This window comes from Holophagales bacterium, from assembly GCA_016699405.1.
Taxonomy (GTDB): domain Bacteria; phylum Acidobacteriota; class Thermoanaerobaculia; order Multivoradales; family JAGPDF01; genus JAAYLR01.
Genome location: CP064972.1, coordinates 3,482,876 through 3,505,530, shown reverse-complemented (window position 1 = coordinate 3,505,530; position 22,655 = coordinate 3,482,876). Strand labels below are relative to the sequence as shown.

The 22,655-nt window shown below is 68.3% G+C and carries 24 protein-coding genes and 1 other RNA gene; all 25 read right to left on the bottom strand.

Annotated features, from left to right (window positions below):
• Positions 1-17: 17 nt before the first annotated feature.
• The 25 genes from IPJ17_14460 to rnpB all read right to left on the bottom strand — a co-directional run bounded on the left by IPJ17_14460 (position 18) and on the right by rnpB (position 22,633).
• The gene (locus IPJ17_14460) at positions 18-530 is read right to left on the bottom strand and encodes a uracil-DNA glycosylase (protein QQR72694.1); all 513 of its coding nucleotides are present in this window, start codon (positions 528-530) and stop codon (positions 18-20) included.
• A gap of 217 nt (positions 531-747) precedes the next feature.
• Positions 748-1,965 (bottom strand): bifunctional phosphopantothenoylcysteine decarboxylase/phosphopantothenate--cysteine ligase CoaBC, encoded by a 1,218-nt coding sequence (gene coaBC / locus IPJ17_14455; GenBank protein ID QQR72693.1) that lies wholly within the window; start codon positions 1,963-1,965, stop codon positions 748-750.
• A 24-nt stretch (positions 1,966-1,989) separates the two neighbouring features.
• A complete protein-coding gene (rpoZ, locus tag IPJ17_14450) occupies positions 1,990-2,229 on the bottom strand; it encodes a DNA-directed RNA polymerase subunit omega (protein QQR72692.1) in 240 nt (79 codons plus the stop codon).
• A 30-nt stretch (positions 2,230-2,259) separates the two neighbouring features.
• Complete coding sequence (gene gmk, locus IPJ17_14445) at positions 2,260-2,907, bottom strand: guanylate kinase (protein ID QQR72691.1); 648 nt, start codon at positions 2,905-2,907, stop codon at positions 2,260-2,262.
• A gap of 28 nt (positions 2,908-2,935) precedes the next feature.
• A complete protein-coding gene (locus IPJ17_14440) occupies positions 2,936-3,817 on the bottom strand; it encodes a YicC family protein (GenBank protein ID QQR72690.1) in 882 nt (293 codons plus the stop codon).
• Positions 3,814-4,449 (bottom strand): lysophospholipid acyltransferase family protein, encoded by a 636-nt coding sequence (locus IPJ17_14435; protein ID QQR72689.1) that lies wholly within the window; start codon positions 4,447-4,449, stop codon positions 3,814-3,816. Before IPJ17_14435 ends, IPJ17_14440 begins: the two co-directional genes overlap by 4 nt.
• 32 nt (positions 4,450-4,481) lie before the next feature.
• Positions 4,482-6,359, bottom strand: a complete 1,878-nt coding sequence (locus tag IPJ17_14430) for an ABC transporter ATP-binding protein (GenBank protein ID QQR72688.1) — start codon at positions 6,357-6,359, stop codon at positions 4,482-4,484.
• Positions 6,356-7,501, bottom strand: coding sequence for a lipid-A-disaccharide synthase (gene lpxB / locus IPJ17_14425; protein QQR72687.1), 1,146 nt, complete (start codon positions 7,499-7,501; stop codon positions 6,356-6,358). Before lpxB ends, IPJ17_14430 begins: the two co-directional genes overlap by 4 nt.
• Entirely contained in the window at positions 7,498-7,692 is a 195-nt protein-coding gene (locus IPJ17_14420) for a hypothetical protein (GenBank protein QQR72686.1), read from the bottom strand. The genes lpxB and IPJ17_14420 overlap by 4 nt, the downstream gene beginning before the upstream one ends.
• Positions 7,693-7,697: 5 nt before the next feature.
• On the bottom strand, positions 7,698-8,096 hold the full coding sequence (locus tag IPJ17_14415; protein ID QQR72685.1) for a hypothetical protein: 399 nt from the start codon (positions 8,094-8,096) through the stop codon (positions 7,698-7,700).
• On the bottom strand, positions 8,093-8,587 hold the full coding sequence (locus IPJ17_14410; protein ID QQR72684.1) for an HIT domain-containing protein: 495 nt from the start codon (positions 8,585-8,587) through the stop codon (positions 8,093-8,095). Before IPJ17_14410 ends, IPJ17_14415 begins: the two co-directional genes overlap by 4 nt.
• Before the next feature lie 17 nt (positions 8,588-8,604).
• Positions 8,605-8,886 (bottom strand): integration host factor subunit beta, encoded by a 282-nt coding sequence (locus IPJ17_14405; GenBank protein ID QQR76185.1) that lies wholly within the window; start codon positions 8,884-8,886, stop codon positions 8,605-8,607.
• 88 nt (positions 8,887-8,974) lie between these two features.
• On the bottom strand, positions 8,975-10,693 hold the full coding sequence (locus IPJ17_14400; GenBank protein ID QQR72683.1) for a 30S ribosomal protein S1: 1,719 nt from the start codon (positions 10,691-10,693) through the stop codon (positions 8,975-8,977).
• A 132-nt stretch (positions 10,694-10,825) separates the two neighbouring features.
• Positions 10,826-11,986 carry a tRNA epoxyqueuosine(34) reductase QueG gene (gene queG, locus IPJ17_14395; protein ID QQR72682.1) on the bottom strand — a complete coding sequence of 387 codons (1,161 nt, stop codon included), beginning with the start codon at positions 11,984-11,986 and terminating at the stop codon, positions 10,826-10,828.
• A gap of 4 nt (positions 11,987-11,990) precedes the next feature.
• Entirely contained in the window at positions 11,991-12,701 is a 711-nt protein-coding gene (locus IPJ17_14390; GenBank protein ID QQR72681.1) for a (d)CMP kinase, read from the bottom strand.
• Positions 12,702-12,778: 77 nt separating this feature from the next.
• Positions 12,779-14,212, bottom strand: a complete 1,434-nt coding sequence (locus IPJ17_14385) for a pseudouridine synthase (GenBank protein ID QQR72680.1) — start codon at positions 14,210-14,212, stop codon at positions 12,779-12,781.
• Positions 14,209-14,859 carry an SMC-Scp complex subunit ScpB gene (scpB, locus tag IPJ17_14380; GenBank protein QQR72679.1) on the bottom strand — a complete coding sequence of 217 codons (651 nt, stop codon included), beginning with the start codon at positions 14,857-14,859 and terminating at the stop codon, positions 14,209-14,211. Before scpB ends, IPJ17_14385 begins: the two co-directional genes overlap by 4 nt.
• Positions 14,856-15,629, bottom strand: coding sequence for a segregation/condensation protein A (locus IPJ17_14375; GenBank protein QQR72678.1), 774 nt, complete (start codon positions 15,627-15,629; stop codon positions 14,856-14,858). Before IPJ17_14375 ends, scpB begins: the two co-directional genes overlap by 4 nt.
• Positions 15,630-15,658: 29 nt before the next feature.
• Positions 15,659-16,642 (bottom strand): tryptophan--tRNA ligase, encoded by a 984-nt coding sequence (gene trpS / locus IPJ17_14370; GenBank protein ID QQR76184.1) that lies wholly within the window; start codon positions 16,640-16,642, stop codon positions 15,659-15,661.
• Between the two features lie 113 nt (positions 16,643-16,755).
• A complete protein-coding gene (locus IPJ17_14365; protein ID QQR72677.1) occupies positions 16,756-17,250 on the bottom strand; it encodes a hypothetical protein in 495 nt (164 codons plus the stop codon).
• A 3-nt stretch (positions 17,251-17,253) separates the two neighbouring features.
• Entirely contained in the window at positions 17,254-18,408 is a 1,155-nt protein-coding gene (locus tag IPJ17_14360; protein QQR72676.1) for a glycosyltransferase family 4 protein, read from the bottom strand.
• A 3-nt stretch (positions 18,409-18,411) separates the two neighbouring features.
• On the bottom strand, positions 18,412-20,490 hold the full coding sequence (recG, locus tag IPJ17_14355) for an ATP-dependent DNA helicase RecG (protein QQR72675.1): 2,079 nt from the start codon (positions 20,488-20,490) through the stop codon (positions 18,412-18,414).
• A gap of 32 nt (positions 20,491-20,522) precedes the next feature.
• A complete protein-coding gene (locus IPJ17_14350; protein ID QQR72674.1) occupies positions 20,523-21,308 on the bottom strand; it encodes a cyclic nucleotide-binding domain-containing protein in 786 nt (261 codons plus the stop codon).
• A complete protein-coding gene (locus tag IPJ17_14345) occupies positions 21,305-22,246 on the bottom strand; it encodes an LD-carboxypeptidase (GenBank protein ID QQR72673.1) in 942 nt (313 codons plus the stop codon). The genes IPJ17_14350 and IPJ17_14345 overlap by 4 nt, the downstream gene beginning before the upstream one ends.
• Positions 22,234-22,633, bottom strand: an RNA gene (rnpB, locus tag IPJ17_14340) — RNase P RNA component class A. The genes IPJ17_14345 and rnpB overlap by 13 nt, the downstream gene beginning before the upstream one ends.
• Positions 22,634-22,655 lie beyond the last annotated feature (22 nt).

The following is a 22,655-nucleotide window of genomic DNA, read 5'->3' as shown; positions in this document are numbered from 1 at the left end:
GCCCTGGCGGCGTCGGGTCAGTTCAGCTCGCGAAGGCGATCGCGGACCTTCTGCATGTCCTCCCAGGTCGGACGCTTGAGGGACGGATTCCTCAGGAGCGCCGCCGGATGGTAGGTCACCATGGTCTCGATCCCGCGCACGTTGTACCAGTTGCCTCGCATCCGGCCGATCGGCATGGCGTTGCCGAGGAGCGTCTGGGCCGAGATGCGACCGAGGCAGACGATGACCCGCGGCTTGACGAGATCGATCTGACGTTCGAGAAAGCCGATGCAGGCTTCGACCTCGTCGGCTTCCGGCTCGCGATTCGCCGGAGGTCGGCACTTCACGATGTTGGCGATGTAGACCTCATCGCGGCGCTCGTCGATCGCAGCGAGGATCCGCGTCAGCAACTCCCCTGCCCGGCCGACGAACGGCAACCCCTGGCGGTCCTCTTCCGCCCCGGGCCCCTCGCCGACGAGCATGAGTCGAGCCGAGGACGGCCCCGATCCGAAGACCACTCGCCCGCGCTGGGAAGCCAGGCGGCAGGCCACGCATCCCGCCGCCTTCTCACCGAGGACGCGGAGAGCGTCTGCACGCTTTCCCTCTCCGTCCGGCTCGCTCACCGCCGATCGTGAGCCGCGAGTTGACCCATCGGAGGGCTGCGGCGCCACGTCACTTGACGATTGGCGCTCCGCAGGAGCGGCCGCCCCTGCGGGGCCCGCCCGGCGAAGGTCACCGTAGCCGATGTCGGCCAGGTAGCCGATCCAGTCAGCCAGCGCCGGTTCGAGGGGAGTCTTCACGGGGTGCCAGTTCCTGGTTCACGAGATCGAGAATGACGCGAGCCACTTCCGCCTTGGACCGACGCGGGACTCGGATCGGCGAGCCACTTGCGCGGAAGATGGTCACTTCGTTGCTCTCGCTCCCGAAGCCGATATCCGGGCGGGAGACATCGTTGGCGACGAGGAGACGTGCCCGCTTCGCTTGCAGCTTGACCGGTCCCTCTTGTTCGAGGTTCCCGGTCTCGGCGGCGAATCCCACGCGCACCGCCTGGGGCGCCAGGTCGGCGAGACTCGCCAGGATGTCCGGGTTGCGGACGAGCGCGAGCGGCTCGGGATCGCCGTCGCGCTTCTTGATCTTGACGGCCGCGGCTTTCGCCGGACGAAAATCGGCCACCGCCGCAGCCATGATGACCACGTCGGCCTTCGGCGCGCGCTCCGCCACGGCGGCCGCCATCTCGGCGGCCGTCTCGACATCGAGGCGCGTCACCCCGTTCGGGGTCGGCAGGGACACCGGTCCGGCGACCAGGTCGACCTGGGCTCCCCGGGCGATCGCCTCGGCGGCAAGGGCGAAGCCCATCTTCCCGCTCGATCGATTCCCGACGAAGCGCACGGGGTCGATCGGCTCGTAGGTCGGGCCAGCGGTAATCAAGACGCGCCGGCCGGCGAAATCGCGCGGGCGCAGAACCTTCTCCGCCGCATCGACGATCGCCTCGGGATCCGCCATGCGCCCCCAGCCGACTTCGCCGGAAGCCAGGGGACCGCGGACCGGTCCCACGAGGGTGAATCCACGATTCCGCAGGCGCTCGACGTGCTCGCCGACCACCGACTTGCTCCACATCGCCGCATGCATCGCCGGTGCGGCGACCACAGGGCCCTCGAACGCCAAGAGCGTGGTGGTCAGCACGTCATCGGCAAGTCCCAGGGCGAGTCGGGCGAGAAGATGCGCCGTGGCGGGCGCGAGGATCGCCAACTCCGCCCATCGAGCGGCCTCGATGTGCTCTTCCGCACCATCCCCTCCCGCCTCGAGATAGGCCTCGGTAAGCAGGGGATGGCCCGAAAGCACTTCGAGCGTCAGGGGCGCCACGAACGAGGCGGCGGCGCGCGTCGGAGCGCACCGTACCTCGTGCCCTCGCTCCCGCAGGCGGCGGACGATCTCCGGCGCCTTGAAAGCGGCGATGCCGCCTCCGATGCCGAGCAGAACCCGCACGTGCCGGAGCCTCGGGTCGCGGAATCAGATCTCGGCGGGCGGTTCGGCGGAAGGTGCCTCGGAGGGCGGCACCTCTTCGACCGGCGGCGGACCGTAGTCCCAGGAGACGAGATCCCGCTGGATCTCCTGCACGGCGACCCTCGTCGGCTTCGCGTGGGTCTGCTCCACCTTGGCCGGCGCCCCCTGGATCAACTGCTCGGCGCGCCGTGCGGCCAGAAGGACGAAACGGAAAGTGCTGTCGATACGCTCGGGAATTCGATCCATCGGCTCCTCGGCTTCGGGAATGCGGTCGGGTCAACCCGCGGAATCGCTCCGCAGCTTGGCACGGAAATCCGCAAGGATGGACTCGGCCGCCTCGCGCATCCGCACCCGCCGGTGACGCTTTTCCAACACGATCCCCACCAGGGCCTCGACGGCCGTGGCCAGATCGCGGTTGATAATAACATAGTCGTATCGCTCGTAACGTTCGATTTCTGAGAGAGATACGCCAAGCCGGACGAGGATTTCCGCTGGCGGGTCGGCCGCCCGCGCTGACAGTCGTCGCGCAAGCTCCGCATAGCTCGGGGGGAGGACGAAGACCGTATGCGCCTCCGGCAAGGACTGGACGAGGCGCTCGGTCCCCTGGACGTCGAGGTCATGGATGACATCGAGTCCACGTTCGAGCAGCGGAACGACTTCCATGGCCGCGGTACCGTATCGGTGGCCGTGAACCGGAGCCCACTCGAGAAACTCCCCGTCCTCCAGCATCCGATCGAAGGTCTGGTCGTCCACGAAGTGGTAGTCGACCCCGGGCAGCTCGCCGGCCCGCGGTCTTCTCGTCGTGTGGCTGACCACGAACGCGAGGTTGGAGGCGGCTCCCAGTTTCTCCTCGAGCGCCTTCATCAGGGTCGTCTTGCCACCCCCCGAGGGGGCGGAGATGAGGAACAGATCACCTCGCGGCATCACTAGGCTCCGGGTGCGCTGGTCTGGGTCATTCGACGTTCTGAACCTGTTCGCGAATCTGCTCGCAGAGTTGCTTGGCTTCGAGCACTTCGCGCGTCGTCGCGGCATCGCGGCACTTCGAGCCGAGCGTGTTGACTTCGCGCAGCAGCTCCTGGCAGAGGAAGTCGAGCCGCTTGCCGACGGCGCCGTCCGCCGCCATCAGCTCGACGAAGTGGTCCAGGTGCGCCTGGAGTCGATCGATCTCCTCGGAGACGTCGGCGCGATCGGCGAGGATGGCGATCTCGACCGCGAGCCGATCTTCCGGCACCTCGCGTCCGTCGAGCAGCACCTCGAGCCGGCGTCGCAAGTTGCCGAGCAGCTCGCTGCGCAACGTCTCGCGACGTTCCGCGACCCGCGCGACGAGCGACCGGAAGACGACGATCCGTTCGGCGATCGCCTCGCCGACACGCGAGCCCTCGCGTTCGCGCGCCGCGGACAGCTGGTCGAGCGCCTGACCGATCGCCGACTGGGCGACGGCGAGCAAGGAATCGTCCGTTCCACCGTCGTCGCTGGCGAAGCGCAGCAGGTGGGACACTCGCAGCAGGTCACGGGCTTCGAGTCGGGCGTCGTCGATCAGCCCTTCCGACGCGAGATCGATGAGCTCCCGGCGAAGGGCGCGGACGGCCGAGCGGTCGACTTGCAGGGTGAGCGCGGCGTCGTCCGTGGAATCGACCCGGACCTGAATCTCCAATCTCCCGCGGGTCACACGGCTCGCTACGGCCTCGCGTACCGCAGGCTCGAGCCCGGAGAGCGCCTCGGGCAGGCGAAGCTGCACGTCGAGGAACCGGTGATTGACGCTCGACACCTTCGCCGAAACTCGCGCCTTCGGCGTCGTGCCCTCGCCGGTACCCGACCCGGTCATGCTCTTCATGAGGATTTCCCTCCTGCGAACCTGGCGGCTCGCTCCTCGGCTCCGTCCAGGCGACGCGCCAGCTCGAGCGCCGCGATCTCCGGATCGTCCCCTCGCCCGACCGCCAGGGCCTCCCCCACCACGAATTGAACCCGCGCCCCCGGGAGCGGAACCACGAAGCGATCCCAGCTGCGCAGGCGTCGACAGCGCGACGCGGCCATGGCGATCGGCACGATTGGCCAGCCGGTTGCGGCCGCCGCGGCAATTACGCCCGGCTGCACGACTCCGACCGGGCCGCGTGGTCCGTCGGGAGTGAACGCGAGATCGGACCCCGACCGAGCACGACGAAGCAGGTCGCGCAATCCCGCTGCGCCTCCCCGGCTCGAAGAGCCGCGACACGAGTCGATGCCGAAATGCGCAACGGTCCGCGCGATGAGCTCGCCATCGCGGCTCCGGCTGATCAGGACGCTGATCCCACGACCGCGGTAAGCGTAGGGCATGAGGAGCAGGTGCCGGTGCCAGAAAGCCAGGATGAACCGTTCGTCGTGATCTTCGAGCCGGCGGAGCTCCCCGTCCTCGTGGAAGCGGAGGCGGACCGTGCAGCGCAGAGCCCGGATGAACCAGGCGGCAGCCCACGCGACGAGGGCGGCCATCGGCCCTCCGCTGGTCGGCTCCGCTTCCCGGTTCATCCCTGGAACTGCAACTCGTGGAGGCGTCGGTAGACCCCGGCTTGACCGAGAAGCTCGTCGTGGGTTCCCGTCTCGACGATCCGCCCGTTCTCCAGGACGACGATCCGATCCGCTCGTTGAATCGTCGACAGTCGGTGGGCGATCACCAGCGTCGTGCGGCCCTGCATCAGGTTGAAGAGAGCTTTCTGGACCCAGGCTTCGGACTCGACGTCGAGCTGCGAGGTCGCCTCGTCGAGGATGAGAATCGGTGCGTCCTTGAGCAGCGCCCGGGCGATCGCCAGGCGCTGCCTCTGTCCGCCGGACAACCGGTGGCCCGCCTCACCGATCGGGGTGTCGTACCCCTGCGGCAGCTCGAGGATGAACTCGTCGGCGTAGGCTGCCGCGGCCGCCTCTCGCACGCGATCGAGCGGGAGCTCTCCCGCGCGCCCGTAGGCGATGTTGTTGCGCACCGTGTCGTCGAAGAGGAAGGTCTCCTGGGTGACCAGGCCGATCTGGGAGCGCAGGCTTGCCAGCGTGAGATCGCGGATGTCGACCCCGTCGAGCTGCACCTGTCCGCCCGTCACGTCGAAGAACCGCGGCAGCAGGTTGGCCATCGTCGACTTGCCGGCGCCGGACGGGCCGACGAGGGCGACGACCTCGCCGCGGCGAATCGTCAGGTCAATGCCCCGCAGGACTTCGTCGCCGGTCTCGTAGCGAAAGTGCACGTCGGCAAAGGCGATTTCGCGGCTGAAGGACGTCGCCGGCCGCGCCTCCGGGCGGTCCACGACGTCGACGGGCAACTCCATCAGTCCGCGGATCCGCTGGATCGCGGCGACCGACTGCTGGACGATGAGGTTCACTTTGTTCAACTTGCGGATCGGGTCGTAGAGCGCCACCAGGTTGAACAGGAACTGGACGACGTCGGCGGGCGACATCTGGCCGTTGCGGATCGAGATCCCGGCCCAGATCAGGAAGCCGGCGCCGCCCACCACGGCGACCGACTCGACGACCGGGCTCGCCAGATTGGCGAGGAGCTGCCCTTTGAGGTTGACGCGGAGGTGGCGTCGCGTCGCCGCCTCGAACCGGGCCTCCTCGAAGCTCTCCATGCCGAAGGCCTTGACGACGCGATGACCGCGCACCGCCTCCGACACGAGGTTGGCGAGGTCGGCCATCCGCTCCTGGCTGCGATGCGTGGTGCGTCTCATCCCCTTGCCGAAACGCACGATGGGATAGACGACGGCGGGCGTGGCGACGAGGCAGATGAACGCCAGCCGCGGGTTGGTCGAGATCAGCAGCGCGAGCAGGGCGACGAGTGTCACCGACTGCTGGAAGAGATCGACCATTCGGTTGGCGATCGCCGACTGGACCACCGCCACGTCGCTGACGATGCGGCTGACCAGCTCGCCGGTCGGATGACTGGCGTGGAAGCGACTCGATTGATCGAGTACCTTGCGGAAGAGGTCGTTCCGCATCGCCGTCGTTCCGCCAAGACCCAGTTCCTGGAACGCGTAGCCGTTGACGAAGTCCGCGACGGCACGAAGCACGAAGACGAAGACGAAGAGCAGCGGGACGAAATAGACGACCTCGGCCGGACCGATTCCCAGCCGCTCACGCAGCCCGTGGTAGGCCTTGTCGACGCTGCTCTTCAGCGCATCCTTGGCCCGTGCTGCGGCGGCCGCCGCCCCCTCGCGATGCTCGGTGGGCTGGGTCGCGCTGTCCGTCGCCAGCTCCTTCGGGATGGCGTCCTTGTCCATCAAGACGTCACCGAAGATCGGCTTGACGAGATAGACCGCACAGACGCTGGAGGCGGCGAAGACGAGGGTCGCAAGGACGGCGACGACGGCCCAGGCGGCGTAGCGCCCGAAGTACTTCAGCAGGAAGCGACCGAGGCTCATGCGGGGACCTCGAGGCGCGCCAGGAGTGACTCGACCTGCTCGGCGGCACGCCGGCTGGCACCCGGCGCCCCGAGTCGCGACCGCAGCGTCGCCAAATCGGCTCGCATGGCGGTGATTCGCGCGGGATCGCCGAGCAACCCGGCCACCGCCTTGGCCAGAGCAGGCCCGGCGGCTTGGCGCTGAAGAAGCTCAGGAACGACTCCGCGACCGAGGACGAGGTTCACCAGGCTGAAGTGCGGCAGGCGGACGAGCGCGCGGGCCAGCAGGTAGGAAATCGGTGTCAAACGATAGGCGACGACCATCGGTGTGCCGAGGAGGCCGACCTCGAGAGTCGCGGTGCCGGATGCGCAGATCGCCAGATGGCTGTCGGCGATCGCTTCGAATCGTCCCCGCTCGACGAGCTCGAACGTGGCGCCGGCTCGCTCCATGTGCTTCTCCACCAAGGACCGCGGGACGGTCGGTGCCACGATGATCCGCGGTTCGACGGGGAGAACCTGCACCAGGCGCTGCGCTGCATCCAGCATCGACGGGAGGAGATGCTCGATCTCGCTGCGCCGCGATCCCGGCAGCAAAGAAATGCGGAAGGGTCCACGGAACGATGCGCCGTCCCGGTCCCAGGCCTGCTCGAGCACCGGCACCTCGTCGACCAGCGGATGACCGACATGCACGGCATCGATGCCGCGCTCGCGGAAAAAGGTCTCCTCGAAGTCGAACAAGACGAGCATGAGGTCGACGCTGCTGGCGATCTTGCGGACCCGGCCTCGCCGCCAAGCCCACACTTGAGGGCTTACGTAGTAGACGACCGGGATGTCACGGCGTGCGAGCTGTGCAGCCAGACGGAGGTTGAACTCCGGGGAATCGACGAGCACGGCCGCCAGCGGCGGGTCCCGGTCGACCTCGTCGAGCAGTCCGGCGAAGATCTCCCGGGCCCGTGGGAGCACCCGCAGAGCTTCGGAGATGCCGACGACTGCGATCTCGCGACTGTGAGCGACGATTCGGCACCCGGCCGCAATCAGGTCGTCTCCTCCGAGACCGAACACCTCGAGCCCTGGCCGTCGCGCGCCGAGCTCGGTGACCAGGCGCGCGGCGCGCTGGTCACCGGAGGCTTCACCGGCGACCACCAACAGCCGGTTTCGCGTCATGGAAACGGGATGGCCGGCGCCGTGGGAAACGCGTACATCAGCCACCCGAGAGCGAGGCCGCCCACCATCAGGCCGAAGAAGATCTGCAGGAACAGGAGGCCCTGTTCGCGTCGCCCGCGCCGCCACAGAAGCGCGAAGAAGATGGCCACTTCGAGGGCATAGACCGTCATGAGGAGGAGGTGGCTGACCATCGTCGCTACTCCTTCCTGCCGGTGGCGAGGTCGTGAACGTCGAGAAGGAGGAGCAGATTCATGAGGCCGGCCGTCAGAAGGAAGGCCGTGCCGTATTCGTGACCGGCGGCCTCCGGCTGGCCCATGTAGCTCAGGACGTAGCGGAGCCCGAAGTCGACGACCCCGGAGCCCATCGAAGCGAGCATGCCGAGCGTGGCCAACGGCTGGCCCGCTTCCTGCCGGAAGAGATGGCCGTGCAGCGATGCGCCGACGGCCGCGGAGAAGAGCACCAGGAGGAAGAAGGCCGCCCCACGAGCGCGCCGTCCCAGCAGGAAGTGCCCCGAACCGGGAACAAGCCACGCGAGGACCAGAAGCACCGGCGCGGGTATCGACACTCCTCCACCGGGTCGTGAGTCGTCGTTCAAGAAGCCTCCTCCTCCAGCAACTGCCGAAGCCGTTCTCGTGCCGTCTCGAGGTCTTCCGGCACCAGACGCGTGTCGGCCAGGACCGTCATGAAATTGGTGTCGCCGTTCCAGCGCGGCACGACGTGGAAATGATAGTGCCCGGGAACTCCGGCGCCAGCGCAGGTCCCGAGATTCATCCCCAGGTTGAAGCCGTGGGGACGATAGGCGCGCTCGAGCGCCGACTGGGCCTTCAGAACCAAGGGCCAGAGCTCCCGCTGGACCTCCTCGCCGGCATCGCGCAGCGTCGAGAGGTGAGCGAAGGGTGCCACCATGAGATGCCCGTTCGAATACGGATGGCGGTTGAGCATCAGCAGATGATGCCGGCCGCGCGCCACCACCAGCCGTTCGGCATCCTCGTCAGGGGTATGGGCCGCGGCGCAGAAGAAGCAGCCGGGCTCGGGCGAGGTCCTGGTGATGTAGGCGTACCTCCAGGGGGTGAAAAGAGTCCGCATGCCGACGACAACCCCGCTCAGGAGCTGCCGTTCAGGATGGCTCGCAACTCCTTGCCCGGCTTGAAGTACGGGATCTGTTTCGGCGGGACCTGAACGCGGTCTCCCGTCTTGGGATTCCTCCCCAGGCGGGAGCCGCGTTGGCGGATCCGGAAACTCCCGAAGCCGCGAAGCTCGACCTTCTCGCCCTCTCGCAACGAATCGACGATCGTCTCGAAAAAGGTGTGGACGACGAGCTCCGCCTGCTTCTTGCTCAGCTGTGTGGCTCGCGCCACTTCTTCGACAAGGTCCGCCTTGGTCATGCCTTCACTTGTCAGCACGCTGGCTCTCCCTGCCCGGACAGCTGCAGTCGCTTCGGGTTTGCTACTCGGACGGGACGCCGAGGGCGCGTCAGCCCTCGGTCTCCTCCGGGGTCTCGATCGGTGCCATCGCCGCCTGCATCGCCGCCTCGAATTCGGCGACCTCTTCCTCGCTCGGCTGAGGCACTCCGCGCAGCGTCAGGCCGACCTTCTTCTCTTCCGGCTCGATGCGCAGGATTCGTGCACGGATCCAGTCGCCGATGGCGAAGTGGTCGTCGAGCTTGCCGCCCGGCACGTCGATCTCGCTGACGTGAGCCAGACCCTCGAGGCCCTGATAGATGTCGATGAACAGCCCGAAGTCGGTGACGTTCACCACCCGACCGGTGACGACGTCGCCCACCCGGTGCGTGTCGACGAAGTCCTGCCACTCGTTCGGCATGAACTCCTTGATCGAGAGCGACACGCGCTGGTTGTCGATGTCGATGTTGATGATGCGTGCGCGCACCGCGTCACCCTTGCGCAGCACTTCGCTCGGATGCTTGACGCGCTTCGTCCAGCTCATGTCGGAGACGTGGACGAGGCCGTCGATCTCTTCGGTGATCTCGACGAAGGCGCCGAACTCGGTCAGGTTGCGCACCTTGCCCTCGACGATGCTGCCGATCGGATGGCTGATCGCCAGCTCTTCCCAGGGGTTGCGCTCGGTCTGGCGGAGCGACAGCGAGATGCGCCGCTGCACCGTGTCGACCTCGGTGACGATCGCGTCGATCTCGTCGCCGGCCTTGAGGATCTTCGTCGGGTTGACGACCTTCTTGGTCCACGACATCTCGCTGACGTGAATCAGCCCCTCGACGCCCTCTTCGAGCTCGACGAAGGCGCCGTAGTCGACCAGGCTGACGACCTTGCCGTGCACGCGCGCCCCCACCGGGTAGCGCTTGTCGACCAGCGACCACGGATCCTCACCGCGCTGCTTGTAACCCAGCGAGACCCGCTCGGTGTCGCGGTCGAACTTGAGGACGACCACCTCGACCTCGTCGCCGATGTTGAAGTGCTCGGACGGGTGGTTCACCCGGCCCCAGGAGATGTCGGTGATGTGCAGCAGCCCGTCGATTCCGCCCAGGTCGACGAACACCCCGTAGTCGGTGATGTTCTTGACCGTCCCCTTGAGCATCGCGCCTTCCTGCAGGCGCTCCAGCGTCTCGGCCTTCTTGCGCTCGAACTCCTTCTCGAGCACGGCCTTGCGGGAAAGGACGATGTTGTTGCGCCGCCGGTCGAGGCTGATGACCTTGAACTCCAGCTCCTTGCCCTTGAGCGCTTCGAGGTTCTTGACCGGCTTGATGTCGGCCAGCGATCCGGGCAGGAAGGCCCGCACGCCCACATCGACGGTCAGGCCGCCCTTGATGCGGTCGATGACGCGTCCCTTGATGACGCGACCTTCCTTGAAGCTGTTCTCGATGTCGTTCCACACCCGCATCCGCTCGGCCTTGCTGCGGGACAGGAGGACGTGGCCTTCCTGGTCCTCGGTCTTCTCGAGGAGCACGTCGACGTCGTCACCCACCTTGACGTAGACCTTGCCGTCGATTCCGGCGAACTCCTCCAACGGAACCAGACCCTCGGACTTGTAGCCAACGTCGACGACGACGTCGTTGGCCGTGATCGCCACGACGCGGCCGCGGACGATCTCGCCCTCGGTGAGATTGCGCATGCTCTCGTCGTAGAGGGCAAGAAACTCCTGGTACTCGTGGGCCTGAGGAGCTCCCTCCTCTTCCACGACATCCAGTGAGGCGTCACGCTCGTTGCCGCCCTGTGCCATAAACCGCAGTTCCTCCTTGACCGATTGATTTCAGGCCTTGGCCTGTTCACCCATGATGTGGGGGGGTTCTGATGACGGCGGAAACCGGCTGGAACCCGAGGACGGGAGTATAGGGACGGCGGGCAAACCCTGTCAAATCCGTGCTTCCGGGGGGAGGCCGGCGAGGGCGGCGGTCAGCTCCTCGCGAACCCCGGAATCGCCCTCCGCCTGGAGGGCTTCCCGGAGCGCGGCGGACGCCTTCTGCCCGCCGATCCGGCCCAGGGCCCAGGCCGCATGCGACCGCACGGTCGGCGACTCGTCGGTCAGGGCGGCAGCCAAGGGCTCGACATAGCGCGGATCCCGGCGATTCCCCATCGCCGTGGCGGCATTCCGGCGCAAGCCGTCGCGGCGAGCGCGCTTCATCGGGCTGCCTCGGAACAACTCGGCGTAGCGGGCTTCCGTAAGGCCCAGGAGGTCGGACAGATCGAGGTCGGCGCGGGCCTCCGGCAGCCGGAAGGCGGCCTCGGGTGCTCCCTTGTGGGGGGCGTTCCAAGGGCAAGCCTCCTGGCAGAGGTCACAGCCGAAGACCCAGTCGCCGAGCAGCGGGCGGACCGCCGGCGGAATCGGACCGCGATGCTCGATCGTCCAGTAGCTGATGCAGCGGCGGGCGTCGAGGCGGTAGGGCGCCGGAAGCGCACCGGTTGGACAGGCGGTCAGACAGCGCGTGCAGCTTCCGCAGGGCTCCGCGACCGGTCCGTCGGCCGGCAGCTCGAGCGACAGGAGGAGCTCGCCGAGCAGGAACCACGAGCCGTGTTCCGGATGGAGGAGGTTCGTGTGCTTTCCGAAGGCGCCGAGACCGGCTCGGCTGGCAAGCTCGCGTTCGAGGAGCGGTCCGGTGTCGACGTAGCGCCAGGTCCGGATGCCCGGCACGCACCCCTGGAGTCGCGACTCCAGGGTGCGGAGCCCCTCGTCCATGACCTCGTGGTAGTCGCGCCCGCGAGCGTACCGGGCGACGCGCGGCCAGAGGTCGCCCCCGGAGCCCGGCTCGTCGGTCGCCGGCGAGTCGTAGTGAAGCGCCACGACGACCGCCGAGCGCGCCCACTCGCGGAGGAGCCGCGGATTCAGGCGGACCTCCCGGCGCCGCTCGAGCCAGGTCATCCCCGCGTGGTCTCCTCGTTCGATCCAGGACTCGAAAGCGGTGGCGAACCGCGAGGATTCGAGCGTGGCAATCCCGACCCGGGAGAAACCACAGTCGCGGGTCCACCCTTTGATCCGCTCGACGAGGTCGGCGGAGGCGACCCCGTTCGACGTCATCGGATCAACCCTCTGGATTCGCCTGACGGAGGCGGCGCCAGATCGAGGAGAGGATCGCCGTCGCCACCTCCTCGGCGCCGCCCAGGGAGGTGTCGACGCGCTCGTGCTCGGCGGTACAGACGAGAGGCGAAGCCGATCGCTCCTGGTCTCGACGATCCCGTTCGGCGATCTCCGCCGCCAGGGCCTCGCCGCTGGCCTCCCGGCCGGCGGCCGCCAACTCCAGCCGTCGCCGTTCGATCCTCACCTCCAACGGCGCGTCGAGAAAGAACTTGAACGGCGTTTCCGGCACCACGCGCGACCCGATGTCACGGCCTTCGAGGACGCCCCCTTCGCGCCGCGCGAACTCGCGCTGGATGGCCACCAGACGACTTCTCACCTCCGGATAGACGGCGATGCGCGACGTCGCGTCGCTGACCCGCGGGGTGCGGATGCGGTCGCCGACCGACTCGCCGTCGAGCAGCACCTCGAGTCCGCCATCGGCTCCCCTCTCCAACTCGAGCCGGGCCGACTCGAGAGCCGTGACGACGGCGTCTCGGTCTTCGGCGCGAATTCCCCGCTCGACGATCAGCCAACCGAAGGCCCGGTACATCGCGCCGGTGTCGAGATAGGGAATGCCCAGGGCGGCAGCGACCAGGCGCGCCGTGGTGCTCTTGCCGACGCCGGACGGACCGTCGATCGCGACGATGAGAGGTCCCCCTGCGTTTGAGAACGTCACCACTCCTCCGAAAGCTGTGGGTCGCGCCGACGACGACCGAGATGGCGAGGATTCCGCGATCGACCCGATCGCTCGGGTCAGCGTCCGCTCCGCGGGCGTGGCGGGCGCCTGCCCCGAGGGGTGCTACCCCGTCCCGGACCCGGAGAGCCTGGCCGCGCACCCCGAGGCGTCCGGGGGGCGCCGCGCCCGGCTGCGCCGCCCTTGCGGGGCGAAGGCCCCGGCGAGAACGCCACGCCGGTGACTGACGAGCGCCCGGCAGGGCTCTTCGGCCGTGCTCTCGTCGGTCGTTCCTTTCGTTCGCCTCCCCGCCCGGCAACTTTGGCTCCGGGCCGCCTTCCCGGGCGGTCGGAGGCGCCTTCCGGCCTCCTCCACGGGGCTTCGTTCGGACGCCGCGGCGCCTTGTCCTTCGTTCCCCCTCCAGGGCGCGGCCCGTGGCCCGAGCGCTTCTTCGGCATCGTGTCGCGATCGGGGCTGCCGGTCCGCCGACTTCGCGGAGCGTCGCGATCGATCGCCGGACGCGAGGCGAGGTCGGCTGCCTCGCGGCGCCTTCCGAACGGCGATGCGGCGGAAGCGCGGCCGGGCGCGGCCGTCGAGCGCCGGGCCGGCTCCGCTCGGCGGGGGCGATCCGCAGGGCGCTCGGGGCGTGCGGCCGAGGCGCTCGTCCGCGGCGAGCGGGAGCGCGATGGCACGGCAGGTTTCCGCGGCCCCCCCGAGGTCCGCTCGGCCGGTGGACGAGTCGAGCCTCTCGTCGCTCCGCGAGCCCCCTTCTCCAGGTCGGCACCCGCGGTACGCAGCGCCTCGATCTCCTTCTCGTCGAGCGTCCGGAAGGTGCCCGAGGGCAACTCCGGATCGCGCAGCGGTCCGATCGCCACCCGCTTGAGCTTCTGCACGGGGTGTCCGATCCGGAAGAACATCTCGCGAATCTGTCGCGAGCGCCCTTCCCCCAGTTGCACCTCGTACCAGGTGTTCCCTTCGTCCTCCCCTCGTGCGGTCCGCCGCAGGGGGTCGATGTAGGCAGGCCGCGTGCGCCGACCGTCGATCACGATACCGCGCCGGAGTTTCTCGATCTCCTCTTCGCGGGGAACACCCTTGACCTTCACCTCGTAGAGCTTGCGACAACCGAATCGAGGATGCGCGATCCGCTGCGCGAGCTCGCCGTCCGTGGTCAGGACCAGCAGTCCCTCGGTCTGGAAATCGAGGCGCCCTACGGGAAAGAGGCCGTTGCGCAGACCCTGTGGGATCAGGTCGATGACGGTGGGGCGACCCTTGTCGTCGGTCAGCGTCGTCAGCACGCCCTTCGGCTTGTTCATCAGCAGATAGCGCTGCCGATCCGGCAAACGGATCCGCTTTCCGTCGAGCTTGACCGAATCGACCTCGAGATCCGCCTTGTCCCCGAGCGTGGCGATCCGGCCGTTGACCGTGACCCGTTGCTCGACGATGAGCTCCTCGACCTTGCGGCGCGAGGCGACACCTGCACGGGCCAGCAGCTTCTGCAATCGTTCGGCGCTCATGTCAGGTCCTCTTCGAGCGAAAAGTCGGACTCCATCGGATCGTCGGCTGGCGTTGGAGCCGGCGCACTCGTCGTCGCCGTCGCCCGCTCGGGAGCTCCCAGCGCACCCTCGGTGCTGAACGTCTCCTCGAATTCCTCGAGTGGCGGCAGCTCCTTGAGGTCGCGAAGGCCGAAGTGCATCAGGAACTCTCGGGTCGTCGCATAGAGGAAGGGTCTTCCGACGACTTCCTTGCGGCCGGCGATGCGAACCAGGCGGCGCTCGAGCAAGCTGCGGATCACGCTCGCCGACGACTTGCCGCGCAGTTCCTGGATCTCCGGACCGGTGATCGGCTGGCGATAGGCAATGATGGCGAGCGTCTCGAGCCCGGCCATGGAAAGCCGGTGGCCGCCGCTGGCCTCGAAGAATCGCCGGAGGTGGATGTGCAGCTCCGGTCGCGTGACCAGGCGCAGACCGCCCGCAACCTCCTCGATCCAGACCCCCGCGTGGTCGCGCGGCGCGTACCGGGCCTGCAACCGAGCGAGCGCCGCGGTCGCCGCGACACGCTCCTCGGCATCGAAGAGCGCGAGGAGCCGGTCGCGCGGCACCGGCTCGTTGCTGACGAAGAGGATGGCCTCGAGGGCCGCTTCGATCTCGTGTCGTGGGTTCATCCGGAAATCGCCTCGAGCTCCTCAGGCTGCAGCTCACGAGTGGTGCGGAACAGCAGGACGTCGCTGCCCTCGCCGCCCTGGTGGATGCGAACCAGGTTCAGCCGCGCCAGCTCGAGCACGGCCAGGAACATGGCGATCGCTTCGGCGCGGCACGACAGGCTGCGCAACTGATCGAAGAGTCCCGAAGGGTGGCCCGCTTCGAGAAGCGCGAGGAGACGTTCGATCTGGCTGCGCACCGAGAATCGCTCGTGCGGCAGGAGAATCGGCTCCGGGTGCTCCTTGTCGTAGCGCTCGAGAACGGTGCGCAGAGCGCCGATGAGGTCGAAGAGCGAGACCTCTTCGAGCGGCACGTCGGTCTCCTCCGGGTCGGCCTCCGGCTTCCACGGCGCCGGCTTTCGTGTCCAGATCCCCTGCCGAACGCGGTCGACCTCGGCCAGAGCCTGGGCCGCCTCCTTGAGACGGCGGTACTCGAGCAGCCGCGAAACGAGCTCGTGCCGTGGATCCTCCGGGGCTTCCTCGCCCGGTCTTCCCGCTTGCGGCAGCAGGAGCTTCGACTTGACCTGGATCAGCACCGCCGCCTCGTAGATGAACTCCGCGGCAATGTCGAGATCGAGCTCCTCCATCAGCCGGAGGTACTCGTGGAACTGATCGCAGACCACCGCCACCGGGATGTCGGTGATCTCCACCTTATTGATGCGAACCAGGTGCAGCAGAAGGTCGAGCGGCCCCTCGAAGATCGGCAACTGTACCCGCCAGGAGGCAGGGAGCAATGCGCCCGGATCCTGCGGTTGCGAGGTGCTCATCGCGGGTGGACGAACCGCCGGTAGTCGAGGCCGATGGCGGAACGGACCTGCTCCATCGTCTCGACGGCCCGCTCGCGGGCGCGTCGCGAACCGCTCGCCAGCAACTCGAGCAACGCGCCGCGGTCGCCCGCGAGCTCCTCACGGCGGCGGCGCATCGGCTCGAGGAAGGCGATGATCTGTTCGGCCAGCAGCTTCTTGTCGTCGACGCAGCCGATCTCCGCGGCCCGGCACTGCTGGGCGACGCGCTCGGCGACGTCGCTCGGCGACATCAGCTTGTGAAACTCGAAGAGGTTGCAGCTCTCGGGATGGCCCGGGTCCTTGCGGCGGAGCCGGGTCGTGTCGGTGACCATCGTCATGCACTTGCGGCGGATCTCATCCGGCGAGTCCGCCAAGGCGATCGCATTCCCGTACGATTTCGACATCTTGCGCCCGTCGAGCCCCGGGACTTTCGGCGTCGGGGTGAACAGCGCCTTCGGCTCGGGGAACACCGGTCCGTAGAGTCCGTTGAAGCGCCGGACGATCTCCCGGCTGATCTCGAGATGGCTCGCCTGGTCCTCGCCCACCGGCACGAAGTCGGCACGGTAGATGACGATGTCGGCCGTCTGGAGCAGCGGATAGCCGAGGAAACCGTAGGTCTCGAGATCCTTGTTCTCGAGCTGCCGGACCTGGTCCTTGTAGGTCGGAACTCGTTCGAGCCAGCCGAGCGGCGTGAGCATCGACATCAACAGGTGGAGCTCGGCGTGCTCGGGCACCATCGACTGGACGAAGATCACCGACTTCTGCGGATCGAGCCCCGCCGCGATCCAGTCGGCCACGGCCTCGAGCGTGTTCTCGGCGATCTGGCTCGGGTCGGCGTAGTCGCTGGTCAGCGCATGCCAGTCGGCGGCAAAGTAGTAGCAATCGAAGCGGTCCTGCAACTCGACCCAGTTGCGCACCGCCCCGAAGTAGTTCCCCAGATGGATCTTGCCGGTCGAACGCATGCCCGACAGGACGACCTTGCGCTGCTCGCTCACGTCCGCTCTCCCCCCGGCCAGTACCGGCCAGGAATCCCACAGTCTAGCAATCTCACGGCGGCGGGCCAATCCGCGCCGACTCAGCGGACGCCGGTGGACGCGTCGGCGCGGGAAAAGGCCGCCTCGTGCCGAAGCAGACTCCTCCCTTCGAGCCAAAGCGCGGCGAGCTGGACGAGGAGGCTCACCCCGAAGGCGATGCCATGGGTGGTCTTGGTGAAGAACCCCGAGAAGACCCCGCCCCCGATCAGAAAGACCACGAGGGCCGAGAGCGGCACCGCCAGTGTCCAGGGAAGCGCGCCGCGGCGGGCCGCGGTGGTGGCACTCTGCCACTCGGGAACCGGCCCGGAGGAAGCTCCCGGCCCGAGGCGTCGAAGCGCCCGACCGACCGAGGCGAGATAGATGGCAAACCAGGTCTGCGACAACACCAGCAGCAGGCAGGCAGCGCCTCCGAGGAGGGCGTGTCGGATGAGGGCGGCCCGCTCGAGCGGCAACGGATCGAGCAGCGACTCGGCTCCGACGAGCCCGAACAGGCAGGTGGCGAGCAGCGAGACGACGAGCATCGCGGGAACGAACATCGGCTAATTCTCCTCCGCGTCGGCGTGGATTCCGAGGCGGGCCTCCCAGAGCTCCGCCGTCTTCGCGGGAGTGAATTCCGTTTCCACGCGGTTCTTCCCGGCAGATCCGCGACGCCGCGCCTCGCTCGCGTCCTCCCACACTTCGACCAGGGCTGCCGCCAAACGCCCGGGGTCCTCCGGAGGGACGAGCCAGCCGGTCACGCCGTCGAGCACGACCTCCGGGATCCCGCTCACCGCGCTGGCGACCACGGGACACCCCGCCGACATCGCCTCGAGCACGACGAGCGGCATCCCTTCGTAGATCGACGGCACGACGAGGGCCCGGCACTTGGCCAGCAGCCCCTGCACTTCGGCGGCGCCGCGCTTGCCGGCGAACGATACCTGCTCCCCCAGTCCGAGCTGCCGCGTCGTTTCCTCGAGCGCCGCGCGGTGCTCGCCGTCGCCCACGACGAGCAGGTGGGGCCGTATTCCGCGACGAGCCAGCTCGGCCAGAGCGTGAAGCAGAACCTCCAGCCCCTTGCGCAAGCGGAGTCGTCCGACGAACAGAAGATCCACCTCGGCGGGGGTCGGCGCAAGCGCCTCGGTCGGCGGGACGGGCAGCCCGCCGGTCGCGTTCGGCAGGACCGCGACCCCGGAGACTCCGTAGTCGTGTTCGAGCTCCCCCGCCGTCCGGCGACTCGGGGCGAGCACCAGGTCAGCCAGGAAGGCGCTGAGGCAACCGAGGGCGATCTGCATCGGTGCCTTGAGCCAGCGGAAGCGCCGCTCGACGCGACCCGGTCGCCCGAGCACCAAGCTGCCGCAACGCAGCGGCCGGACGGCCCGCAGCTCCTCGACATAGCTCACCTGGAGGAGGGCGACGAGGCGCGGTACCGGGGAGCGGGAGCGAGCGAGGATCGCGACCGCCGCCGCGGCGAACCCGCCATCGGACTCGTGAACCTGGACGACATGCGGTCGGAACTGCCGCAGTCGTCGCAGGGTCGGCGGGACCACCGTCAGCGGGAAGAGTGACTTGGGACCCCGCGCACCTTGCGGTCCGCGGCCCAGGATCTCCACCTCGTGCCCGCGCGCCCGCAGCCCCGCGGCGAGTTGCAGGACCTGCTCGCCGACACCCGAGATGTCGGCCGGAGGCAAGGTGTTGGCGATCAGCAGCACTCTCATCGATCAACCTCCGGCGAGCCTTTTCGCCCGTGCCTCCAGGCGCGGCAGGAGCCGCTGGCGCAGTGCGGCGTAGCCCGGTTCGTCGAGACGGCCCGCCAGCTCTCGCGCGTCGGCACGGGCTCGCTCGAGCCATTCGCGATCGAGCAACGGGTGAGCGAGTCGGAAGGTGGGCATTCCGGACTGACGCGTGCCGAGCAGGTCGCCCGGACCCCGCAGCTCGAGATCGGCCTCCGCAAGGCGGAATCCGTCGGTGGACGAAGCGAAGATCTCGAGACGACGGCGTGCCTCGTCGGTGAGCCGGCCGTGAAGAGCGACGCACCGGGAAACGCGGGTGCCGCGTCCGACGCGACCGCGAAGCTGGTGAAGCTGGGCGAGCCCGAATCGCTCCGCGCTCTCGATCACCATGAAGGTCGCTTCCGGGACGTCGACGCCCACTTCGATGAGACTCGTGGCGAAGAGGACTCGCAGCTCACCGGCGGCAAAGCGCTTCATCGTCCGTTCGCGCTCGACCGCGTCGAGGCGTCCGTGGAGCACGGCCGTCGGCACCGACCCGAGATAGGCCCGGATCTTCTCGCCGAGCTGTCCGACCGCCTCGGCGGCGATCGCCTCGCTCCCTTCGATCAATGGGAAGACGACGTAGGCCTGGGCGCCGGTGGCAAGCTCTTCACGAAGCGACTGGTAGACCTCGCGCCGCTTGCCGGCGGGGAGGACCTTGGTGGCGACCGGCGTCCGACCGGGAGGCAGCTCGTCGATCGACGAGATCTCGAGGTCCCCGTAGGCGGTCAGGGCCAACGAGCGAGGGATCGGCGTCGCGGTCATCACCAGCACGTCCGGGTGTATCCCCTTGCGTTGGAGTCCGACCCGTTGCTCCACGCCGAAGCGATGCTGCTCGTCGATGACCACCAGCCCCAGCCGGTCGAAGGTGACCTCTTCCTGAATGAGCGCATGCGTTCCGACGGCCAGATGGATCTCTCCACTTCCCAGCGCTTTCCGGATCGCGGGATCACGGCGCGACGAGCTGACCAGTCCGAGACGGTATCGCGCGCCGAGAAGGCGCTGAAGACTGCCGAAGTGCTGTTCGGCGAGCAGCTCGGTCGGCGCCATGAAGGCGCCCTGGAGGCCGCTCTCGAGTGCCACCACCAGCGCCAGGGCGGCGACGATCGTCTTGCCGCTCCCGACGTCGCCCTGGAGCAGGCGGAGCATCGGCCAGGGGCGCCGCAGGTCGATGACGATCTCCTGGAGGGCCCGCTTCTGCGCCGCCGTGAGTCGGAAAGGAAGCAGTGCGCGGGCGACCTGCCGAACCGCGTCATCCACTCGATAGCGATGCGGTTTGCTCAGGCTGGCATCTCGTGCTCGCAGCGTCGCCAGCTCGAGTTGGAACTCGAGCAGCTCCCCGTAGCAAAGCCGCGCTCGAGCCGGCTCCGTCCGCGCCGCGAGGCCGAGGGCGTCCGCATCGGAGGGAGGACGATGGAGGCGTGACAGGGCCGCCGGGAGGGTCGGCAGCGCATATCGCCGCAGCAACTCGGGAGGCAGAGGATCGGCAATCCCGTCGGACTCCTCGCCTTCGAGCAGCGGCAGGACGCGCTCGACCAGGCGCCCCATGGTGCTCGGTCCGATGCCGCGAACCGCCGGGTAGACCGGACGAAGGCCTGCCGTCGTCGGAGCGGCGGCATTCGAACAGGCCGGGTTCATCAGCTCCCATCGCCCACCCTCGCTCGGACGAGCGGCGCCGTGGAGATGCCACGTCTCTCCGGACGCCAGTCGCGTGGCGAGGTAGGGCTGGTTGAACCAGACGACCGGGATGGCACCCGTGTCGTCACAGGCCAGAGCCCGCACGATCACCAGGTTCCGACGGCGCGTGCGAATCGTTCGAACGTCGCGCAATTCGGCAAGAAGCGTCCAGGGGCCCGGACCGCGCACCTCGCCGGCGCCCTGGCGGCCCCTCCAGTCGTCGTAGCGAGTCGGTAGATGAAGGAGAAGGTCTCCGGCCGTGGCGTACCCGGCGGCAGCGAGTGCCTGGGCCCGCTGAGGTCCGACCCCTTTGACGAAGCGCAACGGGGTGTCGGCGCGAAGGTTCGGCATGGAGCGGCGCCGCGGTCTGGCCGCGGCGCTGTTCAGTCGACGGAGAAACGGAGGGTCACGAGCCCGAAGCGGACTTCGTCGCCGGGCTTGATCTCCGTCGGTTGGCCGGTTTCGATCCGCTCGCCGTTGACGAAGGTGCCGTTCATCGTTCCGAGGTCCTCGGCGACGAAGAACTTGTTGCCGCGCTTGTAGAGCTTGGCATGTCGCCGGCTGATCGACCGCTGGTTGTCGACGGGGGTCAGGTCGATGTCCGGGTGAATTCCCGTGACGGGGTCCCGCCGGCCGACGGTCGTCTCGGAGCCCTTCGAGAAATGGAACTCGATGCCGGACTTGTCGTGGATCATCCGCTGCGGCCCGGACGGCTTCTCGACCACCGGCTCGGCCGGCGGCAACTCGAGCTCCCCGCTCTGACCGGTCCGTCCCAAGGCCTCTTGCAACTGGCGGTCGGTTTCACGCAACCGGCGCGAGAGCTTGCGCATCATCCGGACGGCGATCTCCGGGTTCGAACGGAGCATCTGGTCGAAGGTCGAGCCGTTGATCTGCAGCAACTGCACGTCGGTGAGTGCGCGAGCGCTCGCCGTGCGCGGCTGGTCTTCGAGCAACGCCATCTCGCCGAAGAAGTCACCCTTCTCGAGGACGGCGAGCTGCTTTTCGGTCCCCTGGACCTTGGCCAGGATCTCGACGCGACCTTCGTGGACGATGTACATCTCCGTCCCCAGCTCGCCGGCCTCGAAGATCGAGGCTCCAGCCGCGTACTCCGCGGTGTAGCTGGGGAGCGGTGGGCGCTTCGCAGTGCTCTTGAAGACCGGCTTGTTCATGCGCTCTCGACGCTTTCGCAGGGCAGCACGGTCAGCTCGCCGCGGAGAGCGTCGAGCTCGACCGGCGCCCCGATCGGCAGGGTGAGATTCGGCCGCCGGTGTCCGCACGACAGACCCGCGGCAATCGGGAACGGCAAGTCCGCGCGCGCGTTGGCGAGACTCTCGGCCTCCAGCTCGGCGACTGCGCCGTCGATTCCGCCAAAGTCCACCTCGCCGATGACCATGCCTCGAACGCCGGTCAGACTACCGGACAGGGTGAGGTGGGTCAACATCCGATCGAGACGATAGGGGGACTCCCCGACGTCTTCCCAGAACAGCACCGAGCCCTCGAGCGACGGTGCGTACGGGGTGCCTTGAACCGCGGTGAGGAGGCTCAGGCAGCCGCCGAGCAGGTGACCCCGGGCGACGCCCGGCCGCACGATCCGCGGGGAGGCCAACGGCGAGCTTGGACGCCCGGCGAGGGCGCCGAGCCACGAGGCTTCTTCTTCCTCCGAAAGGCCGTTGACCAGATCGACCGCCGCCATCGGGCCGTGGAAGGTCACCCAGCCGAGCCGCTGCGGGATGAGATTGAGCAAGGGCGTCAGATCGGAGTAGCCGACGAAGGCGCGCGGGCGGCTGGCGAGCAGCTCCCAGTCGAGCGATGGCAGCAGTCGCAGCAGGCCGTGACCACCGCGCGCGAAGACGATGGCATCGATCGACGGATCGCGCAGCAGACCGTGAAAACCGTCGAGGCGATCGCGGTCGCTGCCGGCAAAGAAGCCGGCGCGAGAGCCGAGGTTCGTCGCCAGGACCGGCTCGAAGCCGAGTCGCCCGAGCGTCTCGCAACCCGCCGCGAGACGCGTGGGATCGACCGGACCGGACAGGGCAGCAATCCCGAGGCGGGAGCCAGGGACGACGGGCGGGGGATAGCGTGCGGAGATCAAGGGGATCGGAGGCACCCGTAAGCCGAGTTCTGTACCCCTCGCGGGGCGGCGTTCATTCCTCTGCGAATGCCGTTGCCGGCATCCTCCAGCGACCTACCCGGAAGCGGCCGTCGTTCCCTCGTCGGGAACGACGCTTCGGGACGGGCGACCCTCGATCCGCTCCCCTATTCGGTCTTGCTCCGCATGGGGTTTGCCGTGCCTCGGACCGTCGCCGGCCGAGCGGTGCGCTCTTACCGCACCCTTTCACCCTTACCGCGAACGCTCGCGCGCCCGAGGCGGTCTGCTCTCTGTTGCACTTTCCGTCGCGTCGCCGCGCCTCGCCGTTGGCGAGCATGCTGCCCGTGGGAGCTCGGACTTTCCTCTCGACGGCCGAGCCGCCGAGCGAACACCCGGAGTCCTCCGACCCCAGGACATCCTACCGCGA

Bases quoted from the DNA above. Each gene is read 5' to 3' on its own strand.
- IPJ17_14400 (QQR72683.1), bottom strand. From the start codon at position 10,693: ATGGCACAGGGCGGCAACGAGCGTGACGCCTCACTGGATGTCGTGGAA.
- scpB (QQR72679.1), bottom strand. From the start codon at position 14,859: ATGAACCCACGACACGAGATCGAAGCGGCCCTCGAGGCCATCCTCTTC.
- IPJ17_14440 (QQR72690.1), bottom strand. From the start codon at position 3,817: ATGAAGAGCATGACCGGGTCGGGTACCGGCGAGGGCACGACGCCGAAG.
- trpS (QQR76184.1), bottom strand. From the start codon at position 16,642: ATGCGTTCGACCGGCAAGATCCATCTGGGGAACTACTTCGGGGCGGTG.
- IPJ17_14385 (QQR72680.1), bottom strand. From the start codon at position 14,212: ATGAGCGCCGAACGATTGCAGAAGCTGCTGGCCCGTGCAGGTGTCGCC.
- IPJ17_14405 (QQR76185.1), bottom strand. From the start codon at position 8,886: ATGACCAAGGCGGACCTTGTCGAAGAAGTGGCGCGAGCCACACAGCTG.
- lpxB (QQR72687.1), bottom strand. From the start codon at position 7,501: ATGACGCGAAACCGGCTGTTGGTGGTCGCCGGTGAAGCCTCCGGTGAC.
- IPJ17_14350 (QQR72674.1), bottom strand. From the start codon at position 21,308: ATGAACAAGCCGGTCTTCAAGAGCACTGCGAAGCGCCCACCGCTCCCC.
- gmk (QQR72691.1), bottom strand. From the start codon at position 2,907: ATGCCGCGAGGTGATCTGTTCCTCATCTCCGCCCCCTCGGGGGGTGGC.
- recG (QQR72675.1), bottom strand. From the start codon at position 20,490: ATGCCGAACCTTCGCGCCGACACCCCGTTGCGCTTCGTCAAAGGGGTC.
- IPJ17_14435 (QQR72689.1), bottom strand. From the start codon at position 4,449: ATGGCCGCCCTCGTCGCGTGGGCTGCCGCCTGGTTCATCCGGGCTCTG.
- queG (QQR72682.1), bottom strand. From the start codon at position 11,986: ATGACGTCGAACGGGGTCGCCTCCGCCGACCTCGTCGAGCGGATCAAA.
- IPJ17_14360 (QQR72676.1), bottom strand. From the start codon at position 18,408: ATGAGAGTGCTGCTGATCGCCAACACCTTGCCTCCGGCCGACATCTCG.
- IPJ17_14410 (QQR72684.1), bottom strand. From the start codon at position 8,587: ATGCGGACTCTTTTCACCCCCTGGAGGTACGCCTACATCACCAGGACC.
- IPJ17_14430 (QQR72688.1), bottom strand. From the start codon at position 6,359: ATGAGCCTCGGTCGCTTCCTGCTGAAGTACTTCGGGCGCTACGCCGCC.
- rpoZ (QQR72692.1), bottom strand. From the start codon at position 2,229: ATGGATCGAATTCCCGAGCGTATCGACAGCACTTTCCGTTTCGTCCTT.
- IPJ17_14420 (QQR72686.1), bottom strand. From the start codon at position 7,692: ATGGTCAGCCACCTCCTCCTCATGACGGTCTATGCCCTCGAAGTGGCC.
- IPJ17_14365 (QQR72677.1), bottom strand. From the start codon at position 17,250: ATGTTCGTTCCCGCGATGCTCGTCGTCTCGCTGCTCGCCACCTGCCTG.